Origin of the sequence: Fluviicola taffensis DSM 16823 (assembly GCF_000194605.1) — a bacterium.
Taxonomy (GTDB): domain Bacteria; phylum Bacteroidota; class Bacteroidia; order Flavobacteriales_D; family Crocinitomicaceae; genus Fluviicola; species Fluviicola taffensis.
The window spans coordinates 3061617-3087150 of the sequence record NC_015321.1 but is presented as its reverse complement, the minus strand read 5'-3'; the positions used below and the strand labels follow the sequence as shown (position 1 = coordinate 3087150).

28 protein-coding genes are annotated in these 25534 nt (G+C 35.0%); 19 read left to right on the top strand and 9 right to left on the bottom strand.

The features are described 5' to 3' along the window. Nucleotides 1-103 precede the first annotated feature (103 nt). Together FLUTA_RS13505 and FLUTA_RS13500 are read left to right on the top strand one after the other, a co-directional pair. Nucleotides 104-2965, top strand: coding sequence for a sensor histidine kinase (locus FLUTA_RS13505; RefSeq protein WP_013687439.1), 2862 nt, complete (start codon nucleotides 104-106; stop codon nucleotides 2963-2965). Further along, a complete protein-coding gene (locus FLUTA_RS13500; protein ID WP_013687438.1) occupies nucleotides 2965-3696 on the top strand; it encodes a LytR/AlgR family response regulator transcription factor in 732 nt (243 codons plus the stop codon). Before FLUTA_RS13505 ends, FLUTA_RS13500 begins: the two co-directional genes overlap by 1 nt. Here the strand turns inward: FLUTA_RS13500 and FLUTA_RS13495 are convergent. The 3 genes from FLUTA_RS13495 to FLUTA_RS13485 form a co-directional block, all read right to left on the bottom strand. After that, a complete protein-coding gene (locus FLUTA_RS13495) occupies nucleotides 3676-4629 on the bottom strand; it encodes an ISAon1 family transposase (RefSeq protein WP_043023561.1) in 954 nt (317 codons plus the stop codon). The two genes, FLUTA_RS13500 and FLUTA_RS13495, sit on opposite strands and share 21 nt — an antisense overlap. Before the next feature lie 19 nt (nucleotides 4630-4648). Beyond that, the gene (locus tag FLUTA_RS21740) at nucleotides 4649-5002 is read right to left on the bottom strand and encodes an ISAon1 family transposase N-terminal region protein (RefSeq protein ID WP_043023560.1); all 354 of its coding nucleotides are present in this window, start codon (nucleotides 5000-5002) and stop codon (nucleotides 4649-4651) included. A gap of 143 nt (nucleotides 5003-5145) precedes the next feature. After that, on the bottom strand, nucleotides 5146-5592 hold the full coding sequence (locus tag FLUTA_RS13485) for an acyl-CoA thioesterase (protein WP_169312087.1): 447 nt from the start codon (nucleotides 5590-5592) through the stop codon (nucleotides 5146-5148). A 222-nt stretch (nucleotides 5593-5814) separates the two neighbouring features. Between FLUTA_RS13485 and FLUTA_RS13480 the strand changes: the two genes are divergently transcribed. The 12 genes from FLUTA_RS13480 (at nucleotide 5815) to FLUTA_RS13425 (ending at nucleotide 13994) form a co-directional block, all read left to right on the top strand. Further along, nucleotides 5815-7710, top strand: coding sequence for a tetratricopeptide repeat protein (locus FLUTA_RS13480; protein WP_043023828.1), 1896 nt, complete (start codon nucleotides 5815-5817; stop codon nucleotides 7708-7710). Between the two features lie 118 nt (nucleotides 7711-7828). Continuing rightward, entirely contained in the window at nucleotides 7829-8206 is a 378-nt protein-coding gene (locus FLUTA_RS13475; RefSeq protein ID WP_013687435.1) for a hypothetical protein, read from the top strand. A 12-nt stretch (nucleotides 8207-8218) separates the two neighbouring features. Beyond that, a complete protein-coding gene (locus FLUTA_RS13470; RefSeq protein WP_013687434.1) occupies nucleotides 8219-8815 on the top strand; it encodes a hypothetical protein in 597 nt (198 codons plus the stop codon). Nucleotides 8816-8817: 2 nt separating this feature from the next. After that, nucleotides 8818-9321: a GNAT family N-acetyltransferase gene (locus FLUTA_RS13465; protein ID WP_013687433.1), complete on the top strand. Its 504-nt coding sequence runs from the start codon at nucleotides 8818-8820 to the stop codon at nucleotides 9319-9321. Between the two features lie 3 nt (nucleotides 9322-9324). Further along, the gene (locus FLUTA_RS13460; protein WP_013687432.1) at nucleotides 9325-9711 is read left to right on the top strand and encodes a DUF1801 domain-containing protein; all 387 of its coding nucleotides are present in this window, start codon (nucleotides 9325-9327) and stop codon (nucleotides 9709-9711) included. 29 nt (nucleotides 9712-9740) lie between these two features. Then, entirely contained in the window at nucleotides 9741-10352 is a 612-nt protein-coding gene (locus FLUTA_RS13455) for a hypothetical protein (protein WP_013687431.1), read from the top strand. 201 nt (nucleotides 10353-10553) lie between these two features. Further along, a complete protein-coding gene (locus tag FLUTA_RS13450; RefSeq protein WP_013687430.1) occupies nucleotides 10554-10856 on the top strand; it encodes a winged helix-turn-helix domain-containing protein in 303 nt (100 codons plus the stop codon). A gap of 238 nt (nucleotides 10857-11094) precedes the next feature. Beyond that, a complete protein-coding gene (locus FLUTA_RS13445; protein ID WP_013687429.1) occupies nucleotides 11095-11661 on the top strand; it encodes a LemA family protein in 567 nt (188 codons plus the stop codon). Between the two features lie 9 nt (nucleotides 11662-11670). Continuing rightward, on the top strand, nucleotides 11671-12591 hold the full coding sequence (locus FLUTA_RS13440) for a M48 family metallopeptidase (RefSeq protein WP_013687428.1): 921 nt from the start codon (nucleotides 11671-11673) through the stop codon (nucleotides 12589-12591). Then, nucleotides 12591-13031: a hypothetical protein gene (locus tag FLUTA_RS13435; protein ID WP_013687427.1), complete on the top strand. Its 441-nt coding sequence runs from the start codon at nucleotides 12591-12593 to the stop codon at nucleotides 13029-13031. Before FLUTA_RS13440 ends, FLUTA_RS13435 begins: the two co-directional genes overlap by 1 nt. Beyond that, nucleotides 13024-13479, top strand: a complete 456-nt coding sequence (locus tag FLUTA_RS13430) for a hypothetical protein (protein WP_013687426.1) — start codon at nucleotides 13024-13026, stop codon at nucleotides 13477-13479. The genes FLUTA_RS13435 and FLUTA_RS13430 overlap by 8 nt, the downstream gene beginning before the upstream one ends. A 212-nt stretch (nucleotides 13480-13691) precedes the next feature. Further along, the gene (locus FLUTA_RS13425; RefSeq protein ID WP_013687425.1) at nucleotides 13692-13994 is read left to right on the top strand and encodes an ArsR/SmtB family transcription factor; all 303 of its coding nucleotides are present in this window, start codon (nucleotides 13692-13694) and stop codon (nucleotides 13992-13994) included. A gap of 315 nt (nucleotides 13995-14309) precedes the next feature. On the opposite strand, the gene arfB is transcribed toward FLUTA_RS13425, so the two are convergent. The 3 genes from arfB to bshC form a co-directional block, all read right to left on the bottom strand. Further along, nucleotides 14310-14714, bottom strand: coding sequence for an alternative ribosome rescue aminoacyl-tRNA hydrolase ArfB (gene arfB / locus FLUTA_RS13420; protein ID WP_013687424.1), 405 nt, complete (start codon nucleotides 14712-14714; stop codon nucleotides 14310-14312). 35 nt (nucleotides 14715-14749) lie between these two features. Further along, nucleotides 14750-17380 carry a TonB-dependent receptor plug domain-containing protein gene (locus tag FLUTA_RS13415; RefSeq protein WP_013687423.1) on the bottom strand — a complete coding sequence of 877 codons (2631 nt, stop codon included), beginning with the start codon at nucleotides 17378-17380 and terminating at the stop codon, nucleotides 14750-14752. A 217-nt stretch (nucleotides 17381-17597) separates the two neighbouring features. Continuing rightward, nucleotides 17598-19184 carry a bacillithiol biosynthesis cysteine-adding enzyme BshC gene (bshC, locus tag FLUTA_RS13410; RefSeq protein WP_013687422.1) on the bottom strand — a complete coding sequence of 529 codons (1587 nt, stop codon included), beginning with the start codon at nucleotides 19182-19184 and terminating at the stop codon, nucleotides 17598-17600. A 243-nt stretch (nucleotides 19185-19427) separates the two neighbouring features. On the opposite strand from bshC, the gene FLUTA_RS13405 reads away from it, so the two are divergent. Continuing rightward, the gene (locus FLUTA_RS13405; protein ID WP_013687421.1) at nucleotides 19428-19880 is read left to right on the top strand and encodes a peptidylprolyl isomerase; all 453 of its coding nucleotides are present in this window, start codon (nucleotides 19428-19430) and stop codon (nucleotides 19878-19880) included. Nucleotides 19881-19956: 76 nt separating this feature from the next. On the opposite strand, the gene FLUTA_RS13400 is transcribed toward FLUTA_RS13405, so the two are convergent. Both FLUTA_RS13400 and FLUTA_RS13395 read right to left on the bottom strand, forming a co-directional pair. Beyond that, entirely contained in the window at nucleotides 19957-20394 is a 438-nt protein-coding gene (locus tag FLUTA_RS13400; protein WP_013687420.1) for a DUF1573 domain-containing protein, read from the bottom strand. Between the two features lie 110 nt (nucleotides 20395-20504). Further along, a complete protein-coding gene (locus FLUTA_RS13395; protein WP_013687419.1) occupies nucleotides 20505-21113 on the bottom strand; it encodes an NUDIX hydrolase in 609 nt (202 codons plus the stop codon). Between the two features lie 7 nt (nucleotides 21114-21120). Between FLUTA_RS13395 and pyrE the strand changes: the two genes are divergently transcribed. Together pyrE and FLUTA_RS13385 are read left to right on the top strand one after the other, a co-directional pair. Further along, complete coding sequence (pyrE, locus tag FLUTA_RS13390; RefSeq protein ID WP_013687418.1) at nucleotides 21121-21762, top strand: orotate phosphoribosyltransferase; 642 nt, start codon at nucleotides 21121-21123, stop codon at nucleotides 21760-21762. 3 nt (nucleotides 21763-21765) lie between these two features. Continuing rightward, nucleotides 21766-22167, top strand: coding sequence for a hypothetical protein (locus tag FLUTA_RS13385; protein WP_013687417.1), 402 nt, complete (start codon nucleotides 21766-21768; stop codon nucleotides 22165-22167). Between the two features lie 29 nt (nucleotides 22168-22196). On the opposite strand, the gene FLUTA_RS13380 is transcribed toward FLUTA_RS13385, so the two are convergent. After that, nucleotides 22197-22958, bottom strand: coding sequence for a biotin--[acetyl-CoA-carboxylase] ligase (locus FLUTA_RS13380; protein ID WP_013687416.1), 762 nt, complete (start codon nucleotides 22956-22958; stop codon nucleotides 22197-22199). A gap of 81 nt (nucleotides 22959-23039) precedes the next feature. On the opposite strand from FLUTA_RS13380, the gene rsfS reads away from it, so the two are divergent. Together rsfS and ftsH are read left to right on the top strand one after the other, a co-directional pair. Next, on the top strand, nucleotides 23040-23417 hold the full coding sequence (gene rsfS, locus FLUTA_RS13375) for a ribosome silencing factor (protein ID WP_043023826.1): 378 nt from the start codon (nucleotides 23040-23042) through the stop codon (nucleotides 23415-23417). Nucleotides 23418-23429: 12 nt separating this feature from the next. After that, nucleotides 23430-25532: an ATP-dependent zinc metalloprotease FtsH gene (ftsH, locus tag FLUTA_RS13370; protein ID WP_013687414.1), complete on the top strand. Its 2103-nt coding sequence runs from the start codon at nucleotides 23430-23432 to the stop codon at nucleotides 25530-25532. Nucleotides 25533-25534: the final 2 nt, after the last annotated feature.

Sequence of the window (25534 nt, the reverse complement as noted above, 5' to 3'; positions counted from 1 at the left end):
TTGAGCTACTAAAGAATTTTCATTCACATTCAACTAACCACACCTAAATTAGTTAGCATGAGACGATATACGGAGTATCGTCTCTTTTTTGTAATCTTGTGTCGTGAAATTCATCTGTTCCATCCTTCTTGTTTTTTTGCTTTTTCAACCTGCAAAAGCCCAAGAATTGTATGGGAAATTTCTGGACCAGGAACAAGGATTATTATCCAATGAATGTTATGACATCAATTACGATGAAAAAGGGTATCTGATCGTTGGCACACAATACGGTCCGATGAAATACGACGGAGAAAAGTTTATTCCCATTTGTACCAATATACCCATGGAAAGAAGGATCATGTATGATTTTGAAAAAGATCCAAAGGGAAATATCTACCTTTTCAATTCCTACAACGAGATTTTTAAACTAAAAAATGATCGGGCAATTTGGATAGGTCCAACAAATTTAGATGAAATTGCAGACGAAGACTTTCATTATACCAAATTGTATTTTAGACCCGGCGGGTTGTATATCTCGACCTACTTTTATTATCTTAAGTATTCCTTTAAGACTAAGAAATTAGAGCGCTATTACAATTTTAGAAGTTCGGTATTCAGGTATACCTATCACTCAAACGATTTGTTTCCTTTTGCCAAATACCATGATAAAAAGCATCCTTACTTGAACAGAGATGTCGAGATTGAGTTTCCGGAAAGCAAACAAACATTCAAACTCATAGATAAATTAGCATTCGATTCAAGAGAAGATCAAATTACCATTGGAAAAACAAGTTACTTGCTCATTTGTATGCACCTGTTTAAAAAGAGTGGAAATCGCATAGATCATTTAAATTTCAATCGTATTCTTTTTATCGAATCTTTTCACAAACGTATTTGGTTATGTACTCTAAACGGTTTAATCGAATTGGATTTAAACGGTAATTTCATTCATCATCATTTCAAAGGGCTTTTGGTTGCAGGGGTTGCTCCCTTAAAATCAGGAGGAATAGCAGTATCATTCAATAAAAAAGGGGTTTTTGTTTCACCTGACATTAATAATCGAATTTATTACAATCTCACTGTGTCTGCCACTGCCTCTATCAATAGGCGTCAGTTGGTTGGAACCCATAAAGGTGGAATTCACGAGTACAAAAATCACCAACTATCCAAGCTTGTCCAATCCGACACCTTATATTCCAATGAAAGACTTTCCTTTCATGATATGGTGTATCAGATTTGCTCATTTAAAAATCAATTACTAGTAAGTACACCAAGTGGTATTTCTATTCTTAATAAGCAGTTCAAAGAAGTAAAAAGTATTCACACAATCAGTAATGCATCTTTTGGAAATCTTTCATACAAAGAGAATTTTTACTTCATAGGTAGACACTCCATTCGAAAAAGAAGCTGGAAAAACCTAAATTCATTGCCTTTTCCTTACAATGATTTTTTTAATATCCCAATAGATAAATACAAATGTCATATTCGTCTAAATGATTCCATCATTGTTTTAGGAACGAATAAAGGCCTTTTAAAATACAATTTGAAGACAGACCGTTTTCTGCACTTCAACCCTTTCAAAAAAGAACTTGCTATCAGCTCTATTCAGGTTGTCGGCAAAAATAAATTACTTGTTTATTCCAGATATCAGGGAATCTATCTATTAAATGGAGAACAAATCATCCGAAAAATTCAAGCACCCTGTATTTCCATTTCTAAAGCCTTAATGTTTCATCACCAACTCATTGTTCAGGGAAATGATGGAATTTATTTAAGAAAACTCAACGATTCATCAAAAGTTCCCTGGATTAAATTTTTTAGCGGTGAATCCGAAAACACATTTATTCTTGAAAAGAATCTATTTATTTCCTACAAAAAGGATTTAATCATCAAAAGATTAGCCAATTATAAATTGGCTTTCAAACCAACTATTCGGTTAAATAAATTCTTGTTAAATAATCTCGAAATAGATTCATTTTCTCAAATAATTCCACCAAACACTTCTATTTCCGTAGATTTAGATATCCTTCAATTTGATGCAGACAAGATCAATCTATACTACATACTAAAAGGTGAAAATACCATCAGTCAATTTGTTGAAGGAACCAAAATCAATTTTGATGCTTTAAAAAGTGGTGATTACCAATTGCAAATCTATCCCGTTATTGATGGAGAAATTAGATTTAACAATTCAAAAAAGTTTCATTTTACTGTTGAGAAAACTTTTTGGGAAAGTACCATATTTTACATTTTAATTGCCATTATCCTACTTTCAATCATTGTTTCCATTCTCCTTTTGATGAACCTCAGACGCAAAAAAAGAAGTGCTGAGCGCTCTGAATTGGAAAGCAGACTAAATGAATACAAACTCCTTGCAGTTAAAGCTCAGGTAAACCCACATTTTTTGAGCAATGGTTTAGCGGCAATTCAAGCATTGATACTAAAAGGCGAAAATGATCAAGCAGCTCAGTATCTAGCGAAATTTAGTTTTTTAATGCGTAAGATCTTATATTATAGCGAAACTCGATTTATTACCGTTAAACAAGAATTAGAACTCGTAAATACTTATCTAGAACTGGAATTGCTCCGTTTCAGAAATCGCTTTAAAATTCATCAGGAAATTCAACTTTCTGACCAACAGCTAAACAACATTGTGATCCCTTCCCTGCTACTCCAACCAATTTTTGAAAATGCAATTTGGCACGGTTTGAAGTTTCAAGAAAATAATCCGGAATTAAAATTCATTTTCAGATTTGATCAAACGAAAAAATTGGTTATTCAAATAAGTGATAATGGGCCAGGATTCAACAATTCCAATAAAAGTGAACATCATTTGTCAAAAGGAAATAAACTAATTACTGAACGAATTGATACTTTGAACAAGCAATTTCAAAAACAAGTCGCTTCTATTGAGCTTTTAAGCTCTGATTCTGGAACTACAGTAACTTTCACATTTGCACCCGAACTTTATCAATCCACTACATAATGAACGTATATATCATCGACGACGAGCAGGCAAATAGGGAAATACTTCAAATTTTGATACAAAGGTATTATCCCGAAATTCGAATCATCGGGGAATCGGAAAAACTGGATGTTTTTCTGAATAGCACAAACTTACAGCAACAAACCGATTTGCTATTCTTAGACATTCTGATGCCTGACAGTACAGGATTCGATCTATTGAATCAATTGGCCAATCGAACTTTCGAAGTGATTCTTGTTACAGGATTCGATGAGTTTGCAATTCAAGCTTTTGAATATTCTGTGATTGATTACGTACTCAAACCAATCGATAAAGACCGATTTTGTTCTGCTGTAGAAAAAGCAAAAAAACGGGTACTTGAAAAACAAATTCTGGAATCCGCTAAAAGTCAATTGGAAATACATGCAAAAATTGCTGTAATAAAGAATAAAAGAACACATTATATTGAATCTTCAGATGTATCTTATATGATTGGAAAATCAGGAGGTTACACAACTATTTTTTGCAAAAATGGAGATTTTTATATCTTATCCAGATCACTCAATAGTGTACAAAATGAGTGTTTTGAAATTCCATACCTCATCCGTGCCAGCCAATCTGTTATTATTAACCTGGATGATATAGTAACCTGTGAACAAGGTGGATCTGGTTATATCGGATTAAAAACGAACGATTTCGAAGTATTTCGGATCAAGACCAAATTCTGGGGACTAAGCATAAATTTGCGTTAATCGGAATAAAAAATATTGGATATCCCTAACACCTCTAAATTGAGATCTAAATGCTTTTATTTTGGCATTAAAGGCTTCAGCGGAAGCATTTGTACTTCGGTTATCAAAGTAATTGAGGATTGTTTTGTAATGATTTTGGATTGTTCTAGATATGGAGTTGAAAGATTTAAAACCAGCTTTAGTTACTTTTTCATGCCATTTGGCCAATTTGGTGTAAGCGTAAATTTTGTCTTTGGTTTGTTCAAAAATCCCTTTCAGTTGTTGTGCTAGTTGATAAGCTATTTGGATATCCGGATAAAGATAAAATAGGATTTCCGCTCGTTGTTTTTGATTGAAGGTCCATTTAGAAGGTTTTTTATAAAGTACGTATCTGCTTCTTGCTAATAATTGCCTGATGGTATCTCCGTTTTCAAGGATAACAGGATGGTATGCTTTCTTTTGATTCTTTGCTTTTTCAATGGCTTCATTTTCTGCATCGAGCGCTTCCCATCGATGCTTTACGCGAAGCTCCTGAACGGCTTCCAAAGCTAGTTTTTCGACATGGAAACGATCTGTAACAAGCACAGCATCTGGAAAGTTTCTTTTTGCAATCAAATTCATGCTTCCAGCCATATCCAGAGTTATTTCTACTACCTTTTTACGAAGCTTTAGTGGAATTTTTTGAAGTATTGTTGTAATGTATTCGGAGTTGGTTCCTGTTATAATTGCGACAATGGATCCTTGTTTTCCTTTGGCTGCTTTGTTGGTGATGATGGTGTAAAGCTCACCCTGAGATAGAGAGGTTTCATCCAGGGATAAATGAGTTCCAATATTATCGGTAAAAAGTAAATACTCTTTGGCATGAGCAAGCTGTTCCCAGTTCCTAAAATCACTTAACCAATCCTTATGCTGTCGTTGTAGTTTCTTACCCTTGACACCATAAAATGAACCAATAGTATGACAGCTGAACGGTTTAGAAGCGACTGATTTGTTTTAAAAAAGAGGCAAACTCATCGGTCATGCGAGTACCTTTAGCAACGATATTCCAATCTCTTTGAACAATCTCCTTGGTGTTCTTATCAGTCCATCTTCTGCGCTTTACATGCAGAAAAACATGTTTACCTCTGAGTGGAAAATCCTGAATCGTAATTTCATCATGGAATCCTTTAGAGATTAATTCTTTATGAAGATGCTCTGTTGGTGGTTTATTTAATTCTTCAAAGTAAAGATGCAACGTTTCATTTTGCTTTTCAACTTTCATGAAGTCAAAGAAATCAACCAATAACTCTGGAAGTACCAGTTTCAATAGTTCAATTTGTGGATCCAATCGCTTTTTTTTCCAAAGTTCTAAATTCTATTCAAATTCCTCCCCAACTTTTGTGATTGATCCAGTATTTCTTCCTCGGAGAAAAAAAAGAGAAGTCTTACTGCAAGTAGAACAGTATTTAAAATCAAAAGCTTAATAGGACATTACTCTGCCGAAAACCCTTCTTCAGTAGGAAGCAAAAGTGCTTTCCCATATTTCTCAATTCTCACAGCATGGCGTTTCTTGATGTATTCTGCGATTGGCAACGATTTTCCTTCTTCATCAATGCGCACAAAAGTCATATTGGTATGCGTCACCAAATCCTGATTTCCAGTATAGACATTGTGTTTTCGAATCTCCATGTACATTTCTATGGAAGAATTTCCAAAGCGAAGAACTTTTCCATACACCTTCAGGATTGAACCCGATTTCACTGCTTTTTTGAAAACTAATTCGTCCACTTTAATGGTAACCATATTAGGGGAATCACATATTTGAGAAGCAAAAGAACCCGCTGCATCATCAATTAATGACATCAACTTTCCGCCAAACATGTTGTTGTGAATTCCTATATCAAAGTCTTTGCAGATATATGTTGTAATTAATTCCATTTCCATTGTGATAAAACCCGTTGCAACGCTTATGCAGAAGCTACTTCAGCGAAGGCACAAAAGTAACCAGACTTCCCTTATTAATATCTAAAATTCACGAAATGTTTTATCCGCATTAACAAAGCTTAAGAGTATAAGTTGTATTATTGTGATGTGAAAAATTCCTTGCTAACTATTACTTTACTTCTGTTTTTTGTTCCTTGTTGGGGGCAAACCAATGGCATGGATTCCATTTATCAACTTGGAAAGGCGGAGAAAAACATCAAAAAGAAATTACTTCTTTTCAATAAAACCATTAACTATGGTTGGTACTATGGCGAATATGATAAGGCTATACGCATTGGAAAAGAATCCTTAAAATTGGCTCATAAATACAAACACGATTCGATTGCCGCTTTGATTGATAATAACATTGGAATTGCTTACGACTACAAAGGCGAATACTATAAAGCATTGAGTCATTTTTTCACGGCCTTAGATGTAGCCGAAAAAATAAATGACACCAGAAATCAATCTTATATTCTAAGTAATATTGGATTAATTTATAATACACAAGGAATCAATGACAAAGCACTTCTATATCACCAAAAATCACTTCAACTAAGACGAAAATTAAAGGTGAAAGAGGGAATATCTGCCTCAATTACCAATATTGCGATTGTTTTAATGGACACCAAACAATATGAGAAAGCCATTCACTATTACATGGAGGCTTTGAGTATTGACAAAGAATTGGGAGACAGCATTGGTCTAGGTGATGACTACAGCAACATTGGAGTTTGCTTTCAAGAACAAAAACAGTATAAAAAAGCGGAATACTATCATCTTAAATCGCTTCGAATTAGAGAAAAAATGGGTAGTATTCCAAGTATTTGCAATTCAAAACTCAACTTGGGAGTTGTTGCTATAAAACAAGGAAAACTGAAGGAGGGCAAAAAATACCTGCATGAATCAAAGGAATTTTTTGAAAAAATAGGTCAAAAGGAGGCCTTGAGATTCATTTATCAGAGTTATTCGGAACTTGGTGAAAAGCAAGGCAATTATAAATTAGCTTTCGAGTATCTGAAAAAGTTAAACAAAATCAAAGAAGAGCTTGCTGACGCAAAAAACATTCGGGAGCAAACACAGCAAGAAATGAATTATCAATTCGACAAAGAGCGGGAACAACAGCGAATTGAAAAGGTTAAAAGCAATCTCGAAAATAAAAAGAAACAAGAACAAGCTTTAATCATCAATTTAGCAATCGCCATTGTTGGGATTATGATTCTTATTTTTTCCATCATCCTTTATCGTCGGTGGAACGAGGTAAAAAAGCAAAAAGTGATTATCGAAGAGAAGAATAGGCAAGTGGAGGAGAAAAACCACGAGATATTAGATTCAATCAATTACGCCAAACGAATTCAAACGGCAATTCTCCCTTCTGTACAATTATTGGAACGTGTTTTACCCGAACATTTTGTCTTGTATGAACCAAAAGACATTGTTGCAGGAGATTTTTACTGGTTAGAAGAAACAAAAGATTCGATCATTTTTGCCGTTGCCGATTGTACAGGCCATGGAGTTCCAGGAGCAATGATGAGCGTCGTTTGCCACAATGCATTAAATCGTTCTGTGAAAGAATTTGGATTGAGAAACCCAGGAGAAATTTTGGATAAAACCCGTGAAATTATCGTCGATGAATTATCCAAAAATCAGCAAGATGTTTTCGATGGAATGGACATTTCTTTGTGTGCTTGGAATAAAGCTACTAACCAAATCAGTTGGGCTGGTGCTAACAATCCTTTGTGGATTTGGAAGAAGCAAAGCAAGGAAATTGTAGAAATCAAGCCAAACAAACAACCAATTGGGAAGCACTTTGACATGAAGCCATTTACCAGCCATTTGGTAGAATTGGAAAAAGGAGATCGTATTTATTTGATTACTGATGGTTATGCTGATCAGTTTGGTGGACTGGAATCGAAAAAATTCAAAGCCAAAAACCTGAAAAACCTGATTATTCAAATTTCAAACGAAAAGATCCATCAGCAAGTAAACATTCTGAAGTCTACTTTCTTTGAATGGAGAGGCAATTTGGAACAGATTGATGATGTGTGTATAATGGGGATTGAGATTGAGTAACTTCGAATTACGAATTAGAATTCATCTATGCCGTTTTAAATTTCAAAATTGATTTTGAACGATAGAAAAAGCCTTGAAATATATTCGATTAAATAAACAATTAAATTGAAACCTCATTATGTTTAAATCATATAATGAATTATTTGGACGAAAAGAAGACTTCATTATTAAATATTGCTTTTACAGCAAGGAAGAAGGCGGAAGACAACATTTACCATATCAACACATTCGTAGTGATTTTTGGTATAATCACCCAGAAAACAAACCAAATAATGTCTTTATGATTTATCCTGAGTTTTTAGATAATCATGGCAATCCAATTGAACAAGGTGTTATCCTAAGAGAAGGATTTGCAAAAATGTGGATTCTTAATCCAGAAATGTTTGATTACCATAAATCACATATTTCGGTTGGTCAAAAAGGTTTCTTTCATGAAGGTGTGATAAAAACCGCAAAGTGTGAAATTACAGAAATTAATGGTCTGCTTGAATTGTAAATGTTACGAGACATGAAACATTTAATCCCATCCATAATCCTTTTGCTTTGTTTCGGCTGTTCTGACCACAAAACAACTAGTAACAACCAAACTCCTGATTCTGTTTTTGGGAGTAAATTAATTGCTGCAGATTTCCTAATTTATGCTGATAGTCTTACAATCAACGAGCAGACAGAACAGGTGAAAAATTCCTTTGACATTTACGACGAAAGGAATTATAAAATTTTGCACATAGATGCTGAAGAATTAGCGGAATTCAATTTTGACTTTTTCCAGCCTCAGTTGAATGAAATTTTAGGCAAACGAAACTTTCATCTAGATGTAAAAGCAACGAACAATTACGAAACCTCACATGAAGTGTTTCTTAATGGTGAAAAATTAAAACTCTTCACAAATGAAGAACTTGAAAAAGGTGATTTCTTGGCCAAAGCATCCAGAACATTCTTCAAAAAACTGAATGAATTCCTGAAAAAACAACATTTCAAAGAATCATTCTTTCTATTGTACAGTGACAATGATTTGCAAGCACTTTTACTGACAGACAAGCAGTTCCAAATCATAGCAGAGAGGTATGAAAATGAACCTATAGAAATTCCTTATAGACCTTGAGAATGAACAAAATCCTAGAAACATCACGCCTCTATTTGCGCGAAATGACTCCCCAAGATGCCGAAGTGGCTTATATCCTGAATCTCGATCCCGATGTAATTCGGTATACAGGCGATGATGCCTTTGAAAGTGTGGGAGAAGCAAAAGCTTTTTTGGAAAATTATTCTTCTTACAAAACTTATGGCTTTGGTCGTTGGGCAGTCATTCTGAAAGAAACGGATGAATATTTGGGTTGGTGTGGTCTAAAATACACTCTTGAACTGGATGAATTCGATATCGGTTATCGCTTGATGAAAAAATTCTGGGGCAAAGGATATGCCACCGAAGCAGCAAAAGCTTGTTTGGAAGTTGGATTCAATCAATTCAATATGGAATCCATTGTTGGAAGAGCAATGCCAGAAAACGGAGCTTCAATTCGCGTACTCGAAAAAATTGGTTTATCTTACCTTGAAAATCGAATCGAAAATGGAATTGAAGAAGTCATTTATATCAAACACAAATTGTAAATCATGAGAGATTCAAAAGTGGATGAATATTGTTCAAAACTAGAATCGAACGAACAAGAATTGGTAGAATATCTGAGAGAATTCGTTTTGAAAATCGATTCAGAAATTCACGAACACATTAAGTGGAATTCTCCCAGTTTCTTTTACGCTGGTGAAATGGAAGCTTTTGATGCAAAGGAATACAAACGTGATTTATTGGTTTTGAATCTACACCGTGGAAAATTTTTAATGGTCTTCCCTACTGGCGCAAAAATTGCTGATACGGTTCTAAAAGGAAAAAACTATCCCGATGGACGAAAAATCGTGACGGTTGAAAATCTAGAGGAGCTCAAAAAGATAGAGTCTAATTTGAACGCAGGAATTTTAGATTGGATTAGTCAAATCAACTGAACTTTTGAACAAATTAAAAACAACATGAAATGAAAAAAATAAAGGCAACTTTAATAGCCATTCTGCTTGGAACTTCGTTCATACTATCTTCTTGTGGAGAATCGACAAAAGAAAAAGCACTGAAATCTGCGGAAACAGCTGACCCAAAAGCTGGAGATCCAGTTAAAGCAGAAGAAAAATCAGATTACTTGATTGAAAATAAAATACTTCATTCCTTTTCAGATCCGTCTAAAAAAGATGAGTTCAGAATTGTAATCACAGGCGAAAACCTCTTGAAAGGAAAAGTACTTTTTACGATCACCAATTCTGAAGGCAAGAATCTTTTGAAAGAAGAATTTGATGCCGAGATGTTGCTAGGATATGATTTTATGGGAGATATCAATTCTCAAAAAGAGACAGATGCTTTTATTCAAAAACGTATCAACTCATTTTTCGCCAAGGATAAATTCAGTATTCCGGCAATTGAAGACGAAATTCTATTCGAAGACCAAAGTTATTATATCGACAAGGAAACCTGGACGGAAATTAAGTCGGATAAGCAAACCATAGGGTTTTACTATTTACTTGGAAAAGAAGACGGTAGACATATTGCATTTTCAAAGAAAAAAGGAAAAGTGGTGATGTTTTATAATTGCTGTTAGACTTTACTTTTTTTAAAAATAAATGGGGACTTGTTAATGATTTTATTAACAAGCTAATAAAAAAGAAATAAAATATTGATTTAAAGGTCTTTACACTGTTTTCGTTAGCAATTTTATTAATTTGCTAACTGCAAAAAAAAGACATGTTTTCAATTGTATCAAATCAACTTTTTTACTAACTTAAATGGAAAACATGAAATTATGCGAGCAATAAAACCAAATAACTACACTATTGAAGATTTTCAAGTTACAATAATTGGAGAAGCTATTTGTCATCCTGCAAGAAAACGAATTGTTCAACTACTGAAATCCAACAAAAATTTAACCAATACAAAATTATCCAAAATTCTAAACTTAAGTAAACCAGCAATAACTGGACATCTACTAAAACTTAGTGAAGCTAACATTGTAGACTACAAATACACTACTCATGAATTTAAAATCAAATTAAATACTAATGGATTCAATAAAATGGAACAATTTATTCATGAAATCAAATCTTAACACACTAAACATCTGAAAATAAATATTTTAAATGTTTTTGTTAATGATTTTACTAATTTGCTCGTCCGTCTATACACAAATAGTTATAATTCAGTAAATTAACTTGAATTTGTAAGTAATTTTACTAATTCACTTCTACTATTCATTTCTGGAAACAACACTTTTTAGTTAACAATTCTTAAACCCGCTCACGAACAAAAATTTGTGGTATATTCGCTTAACATTTAAACTTAAAAACATGGTCGTTGGACTTATTATTGCAGGCGTTGTTATCTTAATCTTGATTTTTTGGTTAATATCAATCAATAACCGCCTTGTGTCATTGAAAAACAACCGCGAAAGCGCATTTGCAGATATTGATGTGCAATTGAAACAGCGTTACGATTTAATTCCACAATTACTTGGAGCTGTTAAAGGCTACATGACTCACGAGAGTGAAGTTTTAACACGCGTTACTGAAGCTCGTTCAAGATGTTTACAAGCTGGAACAATCTCTGAGAAAATTAATGCTGAAAATAACTTGGGCGCTGCAATGAGTGGATTAAACATTCAAATTGAAGCTTACCCAGATTTGAAAGCAAACACGAACTTCATGAATTTACAACATGAAATTAGCGACATAGAAAACAAATTGGCTGCAGTTCGTCGTTTCTTTAATTCTTCTACAAAAGAGTACAACAACGGTATCGAACAATTCCCTAGCAACATTATTGCTAACTCAAAAGGGTACAAAACAGAACCAATGTTTGACCTAGGAGTTGAACAACGTCAAACACTTGACAAAGCACCAGAAGTTAAATTCTAATAGGTTTTAATGGCAGCTTATATTGGTCTTCAAGAGCAAATTCGGAGCAACAACTTAAAATCTTCATTGATATTGGCTGGATTCCCGTTATTAATTTTAGCGGGAGTCTATGCTTTTTTCTTCTTTGTACTAGGAGGAAACGAACATATTGATCAAGTAAATGCGCGCTTCATTACAACCATTCCATTTGTAATTGGAGGAGTCTTAATTTGGTTCTTCATCGCTTATTTTGCAAATTCTTCTTTGATTCAACTCGCATCTAATTCGAGATCATTGGAACGCAAGGAAAATATGCGTGTTTACAATTTGACAGAGAATTTATGTATGACTGTTGGTATGAAAATGCCACAACTATTTGTGATTGATTCTCCTGCTTTAAATGCATTTGCTAGCGGTATCAACGAAAAGAGTTATGCTGTTACTCTAACAACAGGAATCATTGACCATCTGAACGATGAGGAATTGGAAGCAGTAATCGCTCATGAATTAACTCACATTCGAAACAAGGATGTTCGTTTGTTAATCGTTTCCATCATTTTTGTAGGAATTATCTCTTTCTTGGTTCAAATTCTTTTCAGAAGTTTATTGTTTGGTGGAGGAAGGAGAGACAAAGACGATAATAAATTGGTCATTGTAGCGCTTGTCATATCTCTTGTAGCTTTATTATTATCTGTACTCTTCAAATTTGCTTTATCGCGCAAACGCGAGTACTTAGCAGATGCTGGCGCAGTTCAAATGACCCGCAATTCACGTGCAATGGCATCAGCCTTACGTAAAATATCTGGGCATTCAGAAGTCAGTTCTGTGAAAAGCGATGATATGAAACAAATGTTCATCGAACACAAAGCATTAGACGGAGCAGGATTTGCAGGTTTATTTGCAACTCACCCACCGATTGAAAAACGAATTGCTGTTTTGGAGCAGATGTGATGCAAAAGTCTCATCGGGTTTTCATTGCTTTAGGTTTAGTAATTCTAGCTATTACTGCATTTTTACCCTTGGGATTTATTTTCTATATTCCTCCAAAAAGAGGCGAACTTTCAACTTTCCTAGTCAAACCAATACTTGGAATAACTAGTTGGATTTATTACATGAATCTCATATCACTTATCATTCCATTTGTTTGCGGATATCACGGACAAGGAATTCGATCAAAAATACTGATCATTCTCTTTGGAACAGCTGCAATTATCTGCTCCTGTTTCTTTTGTCTACTCATAGGTTTTTCTTTTAATGGTCATATCAGCGGAAATGCTGGAAGTGGTTTGATTACATTAATATTGGCAAATCTTGCAATCATTACCGGCTGTCTTTTTCAGGTTTCTTACAATAAAAAATTGGATCAAGAACTCGAATCGACTCATGAATAAATCGTCCATCTTCTATTTTAAAACAGCATTCATTCTTATTGGGTTTACACTCCTCTCTTTGGGATTTTTTACTGAATTTCAATCTACCTGCCGCTATGTGGATGATTTTGAAGACATTGTCCCAATTTCTATTCCTGGCTCAAAATCAACCCTTTGGTATTTCTTTTCCTTAGGATCTGTTGCAATTTTCTTAATTGGCTTTTTCTTCGGAAATCTCGCTAATAAAATTTTGGTTTATTGTGTCACAGGAATTCTAAGTCCTTTTATAGGTTTTATGACATTAATATCACAAGCAGGTTGGGGTAATCCATGTGGATATTATCCTGAGCATGGATATTATTTAACACTACTCGGAAGTCTTTTAGTCCTAGTAGCAACGATTATCTCTATGCATCGGAAAAAGAAAATAGTTGCAACACCAACAAATGAATTATTAGATCAGGAATAGTTTCCCTAATCGTCCTATCAACTTCTTAATCTCAGGCATTTTTCTTCATCGAAAGGATTTTTCAGAACGACTTACGATGTTCAGATAAAGGCTCTCTACCTCAATATTCCACTACTCAAATAGACACATTTCTATCCATATTTTTTTATAATTCCCTTGTTTCAAATGAACTTTTAAACTAACTTAAATAGGAATCATAAAATTATTATACCATGGGAGCCATAAAATTTGCTAATTATCCACAAACTCAAATTCGAAAATCTGATGTTGCTCGAGCAGTATCAGTGCCAGCTAGAATAACAATTTTAAAAGAAATAATCGCTGAAGGCAGAACTAATGGATTGTACTTAACTGAAGTATTAAGACTTAGTCAACCAACAATACACCATCACTTAATGGTTCTTAAATCAAGTGGATTGATAAAAGGCGATTATTTCGAAGAAAGTTATTTCTGGTATTTGAATTCAGAATGTGAAAATGAATTGAATGCAATATCGTGGTTTTTGGAAGACTAATTCTCACGTTTCTCGCTACAGCACAGAGCTAATTGACACATGTCTATGCGTCATTTTGAGGAGGATTTTTGTTTGAAAGAGGAAATCTTTCGTTTTTGTAAAATCAGTTCACTTTATCGTAGAAATTATTCGCGTTTTAGAAAGAATGAAAATCTTGAAAGTGGATTCTTAGTAAGGACAACTAATTCTAATATTTCTAGCTACAGCACTGGGCTAATAGACACATGTCTATGCGTATTTTTGAGAGAAATTTCTTGAGGTTTGATAAGATCTATCTTTAAAACAATGATCGTTTTAGCATAAAACCCATTCTCTCTAATCCACCCTACCCCTCAGCTTCTTAATCTCTGCCTTTTTCTTCTTCACCAAAAGACGGCGCTCTTTTACTCCTCGTGGAACTTTCGTTGCCTTTCGACTCTTGACAATCTTAAAAGCAAAAGCGAGCAATTCGTCTAGCTTCTCCAAAACCAATTGTTTATTGCCCAATTGAGAGCGATCTGCTTGCGAAATGATTTGAAGAACACCTTCTTTGGTAATTTTGTGAGAAAGCTTATTCAGCAATAACTCTCGATCTTCCTCAGAAATTAATGTTGAAGTTTGAATATTCCAATTCAATTCAACTTTGGAAGAAACCTTATTGACATTCTGACCACCCTTCCCTCCGCTTCTACTGGTCTTGAAAGAAATTTCTGAAAGAATTTGATCAGCAGATAATGCCATTACTAGTTGAAATATGAATTCTGCGTAAAAGTAATCTAAATTCGAACGATTAACTTCACATTGAATCTTCGCTGGGTCAAGTAATTTGGAATGGAATAATACTTTCCAGAAACATCTTGAATCCACTGTTTTGAAAGCACATTGTTCACACCAAGCAAGTTGAATACTTCGAATGAAATAATAGCACTTTCCATTTTCCGTAAAAATTTACGCGTTTTTCCAGGTTTGCGATACAAAATATCATAAGACATTCCCATATCCACACGGAAGTAAGCCTTCATCGTCAAAGTATCTTTATAGCGCGAATGATCCGGCGGACCATAAGGTAAACGAGAACCATAAGTAATTCCAACCTGACAAGTCAATTGTTGCAATCCAGGCATGTGATCCTGAAACATAACCCCAACTGTTACATGCTGGTCTGTTGGTCTACGAATATATCCAGGATTAACTCGAGCTGAATCTACAACCACTTGATCATCGCTGTATCCTGCGATAATTTTCTCTCCTGCGGCATTGTAATAATTGTAATAATAATCACCCTTAATATCTTCCTTCGTTGTCAAGAATCCTAACTTAAAGAACGACATCAATCCAGGAACAAATTCACCATTCAAATTCAAATCCAATCCAGCTGCATAAGCTACCGCATCGTTATTCGCAAAATAACGGGTTCGAACATTGTCAACCTCATACGGATTCACATCCCACAAATATTTGTAATAAGCCTCAGCGGTAAATTTAAATGGAGCTTCGCGCTTCATCATGAAAAAACTATAATCCATTCCCAAAACAAAATGAGCCGATTTTTGAGATTTCACATTCTGATTAATTCCTCCAGTGAAAGTTCTAAACTCTCGGTAGAATGGCGGTTGGTAATACAAACCAGTAGCTAAGCGGTAACGAACACCTCTGCGAACAAATTGTCCTTTTTGATAAACATATTTGACAGGGGTAAAAGTCAAACTCAATCGCGGAGTGATAAATCCTTCATCATTAAAACTTGTGTAAGTTCCACGAATTCCGTAATCCAATACCAATGAAGATTTACCTGAATCGATGGTGTCTCGAACGATTCTTTCTTTTATATTACCTAATGAATCTTTGTATTTAATTGTTTTAGAAACAGGAATAGTATTCCGAACCTTTCTCCATTCCCAACGATCTTGTACATAAGCACTATACCGTTGATTATCGAGCTGTAACTTACTTTTAATTGTCTCATATAAATCAACTTCATCTGTTGGATTATCAACTTGAGAATACCCCGTAGAATCGACCAATTTCCACTCACTCAACACATCTGTAAAATGATCAATTTGAAGCTTTGCACCTACTTTCAACCAATGCTTCGATGTTTCTCTTTTAGTCTTGAAAGTAACCGTTCCATCGTGGTAAAAACTAAAAATATCTGCATTCAATTTATTCCGCGCATGATTTAAAAAACCTCCAACTCCAAGAACAGCAATTGAATCACCAAATTCCTCTTTGGAAGGATCTGTCTCCAACTCATTGATATAGTATTCGCCTAAAATATCAAAGTTTTCACGCTCATCACTTCTGAAATAGGTAAAAAATGTCTTTCCTTGGTATTTTTTAGATGTGTAATTTAAAGATGTTCCGACTGTCGATGTCAAGAATTTGGTCTTTTCCTGCCCTTCGAAATAGATATTGAAAGAATATGCTTCATTGGCCGTTCCAAAATCAGTTTTACTTGTTTGTGGGGCAAATTGGTACGTATTAGAAGAAACATGTCCCAGCATCGTCCAACTCCAATGCTCATTAATAGTGTAAGTTGTAAGTGCCTGAGCATCCCAAAAAACTGGATTGTAGTTTCCCTTTGTTGGCAGTGAATTCAACAAATACCCATTCGCTCTATAACGCGCACCAAATAAATATTGAAAACGATTATGTTTCCCAAGCTGATCTTCAATATGTGCTTCAACTCCTAATAAAGAGGCCATTACTGAAATACGCAAAGAATCTGGTTTCTTGTAGAGAATATCTAAAACTGAACTCAATTTATCACCATACATGGATTGAAAACCACCTGATGAGAAATAAATATCTTCGACTAAAGCCGTATTGATAAAACTCAAACCTTCCTGCTGACCAGAACGCGTCAAAAACGGTCGATTAATTAAAAATCCATCCACATAAACTTCATTTTCATCGTAATTTCCGCCTCGAACATTGTAATTGGAAGTCAACTCGTTGTTCGAATTTACTCCTGCTTGAGTGAGAACTAGCATACGCTCAACACCTCCAAGCACTTGTTTCTGTAAATCAATCTGTGGAATTTTATCCAAACCATTTACTTCTGCCCTAGATTTATTGATATCAATCTCAATAAGACCGAAATTAAACACAATTGGATCAAGCGAAAAAGAATCTACATTGGGAATTAGCACATTTTTGCGGTATTCATTCTCATTGTCATATTGAGCAATAACACCATATTTAGTCGGTAAAAGCTGTATCTGAAAACGACCATTTTTATCGGTTACCGTTTTAAGCGTATCTTTTCCCAATAGGAATAAAACTTGAATATTTGGAAGTGCTAGTTTACCCTTATCTTGTACATTTCCAGTTACCTGAACTTGAGACCAAAGAACGGTCAAAGGCATAAAAACAAGAAGAAATACTACTAGAAATTGGTTTCGCATGTTCGCTTAAACGTTGAATTCCCGAAATTAGTGTAAATGTTTCTATTTCGCTCGGAGAAGCACGCTTTTTTTAAGTTTCCCACGGACGAGCATAGAGGAACACGGATGTTTTTATAATTATTTCCAAAAACCTTCCACTATTAATTCATGTGCTCCAAAAAACTATCTGAAATCCAAAAAATTTCTTCTATGCTCTTCCGTGGGAAATAATTCAAAATCACCCTTTCGTTAAATCAATCACAATCAACTCTGCTTCAAATGGATCTATTTCTGCGTGAATATGATTTAGAAGTTCTTTGTAAGCACCACTTGGAGCAAATTGCAACCAGTGAAAATGACGTTCTTGTAAAGAATTTTCAGGAATAATCCGATCAGAAATAAACTCGATGGATTGTAATGTTTGTTCGTGTCTTTGCTTCAATTGTTTCACCAAGCGTTGTTCAAATGCCTCCAATTGTTTTTTCATGCGAACCACTTCTGCTTCTGCATAAGATTCCAAGGTAGCCTCAATAGATTTTGCTTTTTCAATCATGCTGTTTCGCAAGGCAGTAAAAGTGGTATACAATGCTGACAAATCTAAATCGTCTCCTTCGTTTTCTTTCAAAAACAACTTTTTCAACGCTTCTTTTGGCTCAAAATAACGTTCCACAGACCAAGCCAATTTATCCATCCGTTTTTTCAATGCACCATCCAATAATTGAATAGAAACGCGCTGTTGAATTAGTGGAAACAAAGTATGATGTACATGAAAAACTCCTTTCAATTGAATCCAGTAAGCCATTTCACCGCCGCCGCCAACATAAACCAAGTTTGGCAAAATAGTTTCTTGATACACGGGACGCAAAATAACATTGGGTGAGAAATTTTCAGGTTCTCGGTTCACCAATTCAATCATTTCTTCTTGACTATAAACCTTCCCGTCAATTGCTAAACCAGTTTCAACGGGTTCAATCCGCAAACGCTCGCCTGATTTCAAATAAAATAAATTACAATCTCGGGCTTGAGCTTGTGGTTTGTATCCTAATGATTCGATCAATTTATTTGTGTTCAAAACTGCGTGATTTGCTAAATTACTTGAAATTTCTCTCAGAATAACAGGAACAAATTCACGTTTTAAGTCTTTAGCATCAGGCTGAAGAACCAATACTCCAAAATCAGCAAATAATCGACTGATAAACTCTTGCAAATAAGAAGCGTAATCTGTCTTCTCTGAAATAGCAATCAACTCATTGATTTCAGTTTCCTTTCCGTCGAAAAAAGCTTTAAATTGAGCATAAACATCTCCAAAATCGGCCATATTAAATCGACCAACTGGACCTGCTTGAGCAGATTCCCAAGTCAACTTCTGATTGAACAAATGTGCTGATTTCACTTCATCAAAATCATGATCTTCCGAAGCCATCCAAAATACTGGAACAGCTTTAAAATCAGTTTGACTTTTATTGAATTCTTCAGATAAGCGAATGACATGCAATACTTTGTAAATCAAGTAAAGTGGTCCAGCAAAAAGCGTTAATTGGTGTCCAGTCGTAATGGTAAACGTATTTTCATTTTCCAAGATTTTCAAATTCTCCAATTGGCTTTTTGAAGCATAGGATCCAATTTGCTGATTCCAAGTACTTACCAAATTTTCACGAGTTGCAGAAGAATAAACCTCCTTCTTTTTTTTCGCTTGAGTATGTAAATCCAAAATGGAAATTAAAGGCGCTGTAAGAAATTGCTCGAATGTTGATTGATTCCCAAAAGCTTGGGAGAAAGATGAAAATCGGTTGATTTTATCTCGAGCGATAGTTGAATGACTCATGGTGCAAATTTACACATCATTTTCGCTTGTAGAAGTTACCATGGTAAGCCATTTTGTTAAAAATAGGCAAAAGAATTCCGAGTTTCGAATTACGAATTACGAATTGTGAATCCAAGAATCATTGATTTAACTGTCCTTTTTCCTGTTAAATCAATTTCTTAATCGGGAGCTTGTCTACCCCCAATCCGAACTTCAATTCGGCATTCGTAATTTTTAAAGTATTTTTGTAAAAAAAAAATTAAAATGGAAGCAATCATTCGCACCGAAAAGGGAGATATGCGTGTAACCTTCTTTCAAGAAGATGCACCAAATACAGTAGCAAATTTCGTAAAATTGGCTAAAGAAGGCTATTACGATGGATTAACATTTCACCGTGTTTTACCCGATTTCGTAATCCAAGGTGGATGCCCGAATTCTCGTGAAGGAGCAAGTGGAATGCCAGGAACTGGTGGGCCAGGGTATAAAATTGATTGTGAATTGACAGGTGGAAACCAACATCATGACCGTGGAGTTCTTTCAATGGCTCATGCTGGAAAAAATACTGGCGGTTCTCAATTCTTTGTTTGCCACAGTAGAAACAACACTGCTCATTTAGATCGTCAGCACACGTGTTTTGGAAAAGTGATTGATGGTTTAGATGTTATTGATGATATCAGACAAGGTGATCGCATTCTTGCAATTGAAGTACAAGACTAAAAAATTTAATCCCAAATAAAAATCCCGCTAGCGATAAACGTTAGCGGGATTTTTTATACGAATCTATTTCTAATTCTTAATTTGTTGTAGGAGCAACTTCTTCTGGCAATACTTTACCAGTAATTGTAAGAATGATTGGCTCTGCAGAAGCATTTGTTGTTACAGTAATTGTTTTTGTAAACTGACCAACACGTTTTGTATCGTAATTCACAACAATTTTAGAAGACTTCCCTTTTGCAATTGGTTCAGTTGGTTTCTCTGCAGCTGTACAACCACAAGAAGTCTGAACATTTGTAATAATCAATGGAGTTTTACCATTGTTTTTAAATTCAAAAACGAAAGGCTCTTTTGAATCATACTTAATCTCAGCTCTTTCAATTTTAAGCGTTTTAAAAGCAACTGGAGATTTCACTTCCGTTTTTGTTTCTTTTTTCGCTTTTTCTTTTTTCTCCGCCGTTTGTGCAAATGTTCCAAATGAAATAAATGAAACTGCTAGTATTGCTAATGTTTTCATGTGTTTTTAAGTTTTAACTATGACAAGAATACGAACTCTTTTCTGAATGGTTGTTTAATTAACAAAAAATTAGCCAAATTTTTTGAACAGATTCTTTCAATTCGTAATCATCACCATTCCTCTGCCATTCTAAGCACTTCCTGAATAGAATCATACGTATTACTTTGAATCAGATTCCATTCCGACTTTTCAATCCAGATTGCCTGTGTAATCGATTCTTCTTCCTGAGGGAAAACCTCCATTGATCCAGAATAATTGAGTGCATACCACCAATTTTTTTTAATCGTTAATCTTCCCATATAAGAGTAGGTATGAAAAGTAACTCCCAAAAGACGATCAATCGTTGGCCCTTGAATACCACATTCTTCTTCAATTTCACGAACGGCAGCTTCCCAAGGTTGTTCATTTGCATCCAATTTCCCTTTTGGAATATCCCACATTCCATGTCGTTCAATAAATAAATACCGCTGATTACACTTTACTATTCCTCCTGCAGCATCCATAAATTCATATGCATGAAACACTTGGTTAAATACCAACTCAAAATCATCATAAACCACTAATAAACAAACTTTTGAAGCGATAAAATCGAACTGATCAAGAAGCTTCGACAGTTCAAATTGAAATGAATTAACAACCAAATCATACCCTTTTAAAGGTACTTCTTCTGAGGAATCCAAAAATTGGATAACCGAATTATCAATAAAAACTTTGTACATTTGTACCATGATTTTAAATAAAGATCGAGCACTAAAAGTAGCAGAATTTTTGCTACAGATTAAAGCAGTAAAGTTACAACCAAATTCTCCATTCACATGGGCTTCAGGTTGGAAATCTCCTATTTATTGTGATAATAGAATCACGCTTTCTTTCCCAGCGATTAGAACATATATTCGTCAGGGATATGCGGATGCTATCTTAGAACATTTTGGAAAACCAGATATTATTGCTGGTGTTGCAACGGGTGGAATTGCTCAAGGAGCATTGGTAGCTCAAGAGTTAGGAATTCCATTTGTTTATGTAAGAAGTACAGCAAAAGGACATGGTCTTGGAAATCAAATCGAAGGACATTTCGAATCTGGTCAAAAAGTAATCGTTATTGAAGATTTAATCTCAACAGGAGGAAGCAGCTTACAGGCTGTTGCTGCTCTAAGAGAAGCTGGATTGGAAGTAAAAGGATTGGTAGCAATATTCACATATGGATTTGATTTAGCGACCAAGAATTTCAACAATGCTGAATGTCCATACATTACGCTAACAGATTATGATCACTTGATTGATCAAGCTTTGAAATCAGAATTCATACCCGAATCTGATGTGAATTCATTACGCGAGTGGAAAATAAGTCCTGAAAACTGGAAAAGCTAAGACATGTTACTAAAAACAGATCCCGCAACTGTCAATGCGTCTGCAAAAACAGTATTTGAATTTTTATCAGATTCAAAAAACATTGAGCATTTGCTTCCCGCAGATAAAATTTCTGATTTCAAAGCGGATGAAGAAGGATGCTCTTTCAAAGCGCAAGGAGGAATTGTGATTCCTTTGATTTATGTCTCAAAAGATGCAAATACAAAAATTCACATGAAATCTGGTGATAAAGCTCCATTTAGCTATACACTATCCATTATTTTAAAGGAAACTGGCGAATCAAGTTGCGAAGGTCACATGGAGTTTGAAGCAAACATCAACATGTTTATGAAAATGATGGTTGAAAAACCATTGACTAGTTTATTTGTGGTGATGACGAAAAATTTGCAGAAACAATTCGACTAAAAAAATTACGAATTTAAAATAACTCGGAATTAGGCATTCGGAATTATTCTTCCATAGTTCGCTTCAAAATTCAATTCTTGGTTATGATAAACGGTTACTATACCATTCTTTTCAACCAATAAATTTCCAATTTGATCAACACCACGAATAATTCCTTGAAACGGAACTGTATCTTGACGCTCTTCCATCGTAATTTCTAAATCTTTATTCCACAGAAAAGATTCATATCGTTTTTTCAAGTAATCGAACTCTGCATGCTGCAAATGCTCGTAGAATTCATTCAAGTATCGCGACAAAAAATCCAACACATTTAGTGTTTCGGGCGATTTTCCAGAAATTTCTTCCAAAGAAGTAGCGTGCAAGACACTCTGAACAGGAGAAATATTGATTCCAATTCCAACAATTGCTCCTTCTACTCGACCGTTTTTCCAATTTGTTTCAATCAAAATTCCAGCGATCTTCTGATTCTCAATGAAAATATCGTTTGGCCATTTAATACTCACTTTTTTCTTTGTGTAGGACTGAATGAGCTCACGAACGGACAAAGCAACACACATATTGAGGTAACACAAGTGATCAACTGACAAAAAATCAGTTTTCAAAAAATAGGTTCCTGTAAACTGTTTAGCCGCTGAAGACTGCCAATTCCGTCCTCTTTGCCCTCTTCCCGCAGTCTGATACTCTGCCAAAATTACAGTTCCATGACTCAATTTACCCTCCAATAACAGCTTGGCAGCATAATTGTTAGTAGAGTCTACCTCATGGATTTGGATAATTTGCTGACCAATCATGTTTTATTAACAAGTATTTGCATTTAACAATCACACAAATCAAGCTAATAAATGCTTAGATTTGTACTTACAAATTTACGAATGTATAAATTAAAAAACGACATAGACTCAAAAGTACTTTGCGACGCAATTATCGAAGGTATGCAAGAGAACAAAGCGAAAGACATCGTTGTCTTAGACTTAAGAAATATTTCAAGTGCAGTTACTGATTTCTTTGTTATTTGTTCGGGAGAATCTTCCGTACAAGTAGATGGTATTGCTTCAACAGTTGCTAGACATACCCGCAAAGAATTGAAAGAAAAGCCTTGGCATCAAGAAGGGAAAGCTACTTCAGAATGGGTGCTTTTAGATTATGTAAGCGTAGTAGCTCATATTTTTTACAAAGATGCAAGACATTTTTATGAATTGGAAGATCTTTGGTCTGATGCATTACGAACTGACATTCCAAACCTGAATTAACTTTATCAACTCATGGCTGAAAATAACAATTCAAACAAACCGAAAAAAAATCCTTACGCGATTTATTGGATTTATGCAGTAATCGTTCTTGGAATTATCGTAGTTTCATACTACAACAGAGCTTCAGACACTCCTGTACGTGATGTACGGACATTCTACACCTTGGCAGATTCAAGCATGATTGCTAAGGCTCAAATTGTAAATCGTTCGAGAGTAGATTTTACATTGAATGAAAAAGGAGAAAAATTTGTCAAAAACAATCCAAAAGGAGAACTGAAATATTTGAAAGCAACCTTAGAGAAAAAAGGAAGTGCTTTTAATCAAAAAGGTAGCCCAACATTCTCTATTGACATTCTTGATGCTGGTAATTTTGAAACCAAATTGGATGAAATTAATGAGCGCTTGGCTAAAAAAGGAAAAGCAACTATTTCTGCACCTCCAATTGAAGAGCATGATTATTTCAGCTCGATTTTAAGTTTTTTACTTCCGTTAGTTATCATTGCTTTAATCTGGGTTTTCGTGATGCGAAGAATGTCAGGAGGTGGCGGTGGTGCTGGAGGTCAAATCTTCAACATTGGAAAATCTCGTGCTCAAGTTTACGAAAAAGGAAAATCAACAAATATTACTTTTAAAGATGTTGCTGGTTTAGAAGGCGCAAAAGAAGAAATTCAAGAAATCGTTGAATTCTTAAGAAGCCCTCAACGTTATACTGATTTAGGAGCTAAAATTCCAAAAGGAGCTTTATTGGTAGGCCCTCCGGGAACTGGTAAAACCTTATTGGCGAAAGCTGTTGCTGGTGAAGCAAAAGTACCTTTCTTCTCTCTTTCTGGATCTGATTTCGTGGAGATGTTTGTTGGAGTTGGTGCATCACGTGTTCGTGACTTGTTCCGACAAGCAAAAGAAAAAGCTCCTGCAATTATCTTCATTGATGAAATCGATGCAATTGGTCGTGCAAGAGGAAAAAACAATGGTTTCAACTCAAATGACGAGCGTGAAAACACCCTGAATCAGTTATTGACTGAGATGGATGGTTTTGGAACAAATTCTGGCGTAATTATATTAGCAGCAACAAACCGTGCAGATGTATTGGATGCAGCATTGATGCGTGCAGGTCGTTTTGACCGTCAGATTTATGTTGACATGCCGGATTTGAATGAGCGTAAAGAAATTTTCCAAGTCCATTTGAAACCAATTAAGTTGGAGAAAAACATGGATGTAGATTTCTTGAGTAAACAAACTCCTGGATTCTCTGGTGCAGATATCGCGAACTTATGTAACGAAGCTGCATTGATTGCTGCGCGTCAAAACAAAAAATTTGTTGAAAAACAAGATTTCTTAGATGCTGTAGACCGTATTATTGGTGGTCTTGAGAAGAAAAATAAAATCATCACCAAAGAGGAAAAACGTTCCATTGCATTCCACGAAGCTGGTCACGCAACTACTTCTTGGTTATTAGAACATGCTCATCCATTAGTAAAGGTTACAATCGTACCACGTGGACGTTCTTTGGGAGCTGCTTGGTATTTACCTGAAGAAAGACAAATTACTACTACAGAACAAATCTTAGACGATATGTGTTCTGCATTGGGTGGTCGTGCTGCAGAGCAATTGATTTTCGGGAAAATTTCTACTGGTGCATTGAGCGATTTAGAGAAAGTAACCAAACAAGCGTATGCCATGGTTTCTATCTACGGATTGAATGATCGCGTTGGAAATGTTTCTTTCTACGATTCTCAAGGTCGTGATTCATTTACAAAACCTTATTCAGAAGATACGGCGCGTATTATTGATGAAGAAGCAAGTAAATTGATTGAAACACAATACCAAAGAGCATTGAAAATTCTATCTGAGAACAAGGATAAATTGAGTGCTTTGGCAGATAAGCTTTTAGATAAAGAAGTGATTTTCAAAGAAGATTTGGAAGAGATTTTTGGAAAACGATTGTGGGCTTCAGAAGAAGAAGTCAATATGGCAATAAATACTCCGCCAAATGAAGATTCGACCATTGATATTAATCCGGAAGATTCCTTTAATAACGAGAGTTCAAATTCAGAATCGAACGTCATTAATCCAACTATTGAACCCTTGGATAATAACGTAAAATCAGAAGAGTAATA

Bases quoted from the DNA above. Each gene is read 5' to 3' on its own strand.
- FLUTA_RS13500 (WP_013687438.1), top strand. From the start codon at position 2,965: ATGAACGTATATATCATCGACGACGAGCAGGCAAATAGGGAAATACTT.
- FLUTA_RS13485 (WP_169312087.1), bottom strand. From the start codon at position 5,592: ATGGAATTAATTACAACATATATCTGCAAAGACTTTGATATAGGAATT.
- FLUTA_RS13480 (WP_043023828.1), top strand. From the start codon at position 5,815: ATGGATTCCATTTATCAACTTGGAAAGGCGGAGAAAAACATCAAAAAG.
- FLUTA_RS13475 (WP_013687435.1), top strand. From the start codon at position 7,829: ATGTTTAAATCATATAATGAATTATTTGGACGAAAAGAAGACTTCATT.
- FLUTA_RS13470 (WP_013687434.1), top strand. From the start codon at position 8,219: ATGAAACATTTAATCCCATCCATAATCCTTTTGCTTTGTTTCGGCTGT.
- FLUTA_RS13465 (WP_013687433.1), top strand. From the start codon at position 8,818: ATGAACAAAATCCTAGAAACATCACGCCTCTATTTGCGCGAAATGACT.
- FLUTA_RS13460 (WP_013687432.1), top strand. From the start codon at position 9,325: ATGAGAGATTCAAAAGTGGATGAATATTGTTCAAAACTAGAATCGAAC.
- FLUTA_RS13455 (WP_013687431.1), top strand. From the start codon at position 9,741: ATGAAAAAAATAAAGGCAACTTTAATAGCCATTCTGCTTGGAACTTCG.
- FLUTA_RS13450 (WP_013687430.1), top strand. From the start codon at position 10,554: ATGCGAGCAATAAAACCAAATAACTACACTATTGAAGATTTTCAAGTT.
- FLUTA_RS13445 (WP_013687429.1), top strand. From the start codon at position 11,095: ATGGTCGTTGGACTTATTATTGCAGGCGTTGTTATCTTAATCTTGATT.
- FLUTA_RS13440 (WP_013687428.1), top strand. From the start codon at position 11,671: ATGGCAGCTTATATTGGTCTTCAAGAGCAAATTCGGAGCAACAACTTA.
- FLUTA_RS13435 (WP_013687427.1), top strand. From the start codon at position 12,591: ATGCAAAAGTCTCATCGGGTTTTCATTGCTTTAGGTTTAGTAATTCTA.
- FLUTA_RS13430 (WP_013687426.1), top strand. From the start codon at position 13,024: ATGAATAAATCGTCCATCTTCTATTTTAAAACAGCATTCATTCTTATT.
- FLUTA_RS13425 (WP_013687425.1), top strand. From the start codon at position 13,692: ATGGGAGCCATAAAATTTGCTAATTATCCACAAACTCAAATTCGAAAA.
- arfB (WP_013687424.1), bottom strand. From the start codon at position 14,714: ATGGCATTATCTGCTGATCAAATTCTTTCAGAAATTTCTTTCAAGACC.
- FLUTA_RS13415 (WP_013687423.1), bottom strand. From the start codon at position 17,380: ATGCGAAACCAATTTCTAGTAGTATTTCTTCTTGTTTTTATGCCTTTG.
- bshC (WP_013687422.1), bottom strand. From the start codon at position 19,184: ATGAGTCATTCAACTATCGCTCGAGATAAAATCAACCGATTTTCATCT.
- FLUTA_RS13405 (WP_013687421.1), top strand. From the start codon at position 19,428: ATGGAAGCAATCATTCGCACCGAAAAGGGAGATATGCGTGTAACCTTC.
- FLUTA_RS13400 (WP_013687420.1), bottom strand. From the start codon at position 20,394: ATGAAAACATTAGCAATACTAGCAGTTTCATTTATTTCATTTGGAACA.
- FLUTA_RS13395 (WP_013687419.1), bottom strand. From the start codon at position 21,113: ATGTACAAAGTTTTTATTGATAATTCGGTTATCCAATTTTTGGATTCC.
- pyrE (WP_013687418.1), top strand. From the start codon at position 21,121: ATGATTTTAAATAAAGATCGAGCACTAAAAGTAGCAGAATTTTTGCTA.
- FLUTA_RS13385 (WP_013687417.1), top strand. From the start codon at position 21,766: ATGTTACTAAAAACAGATCCCGCAACTGTCAATGCGTCTGCAAAAACA.
- FLUTA_RS13380 (WP_013687416.1), bottom strand. From the start codon at position 22,958: ATGATTGGTCAGCAAATTATCCAAATCCATGAGGTAGACTCTACTAAC.
- rsfS (WP_043023826.1), top strand. From the start codon at position 23,040: ATGTATAAATTAAAAAACGACATAGACTCAAAAGTACTTTGCGACGCA.
- ftsH (WP_013687414.1), top strand. From the start codon at position 23,430: ATGGCTGAAAATAACAATTCAAACAAACCGAAAAAAAATCCTTACGCG.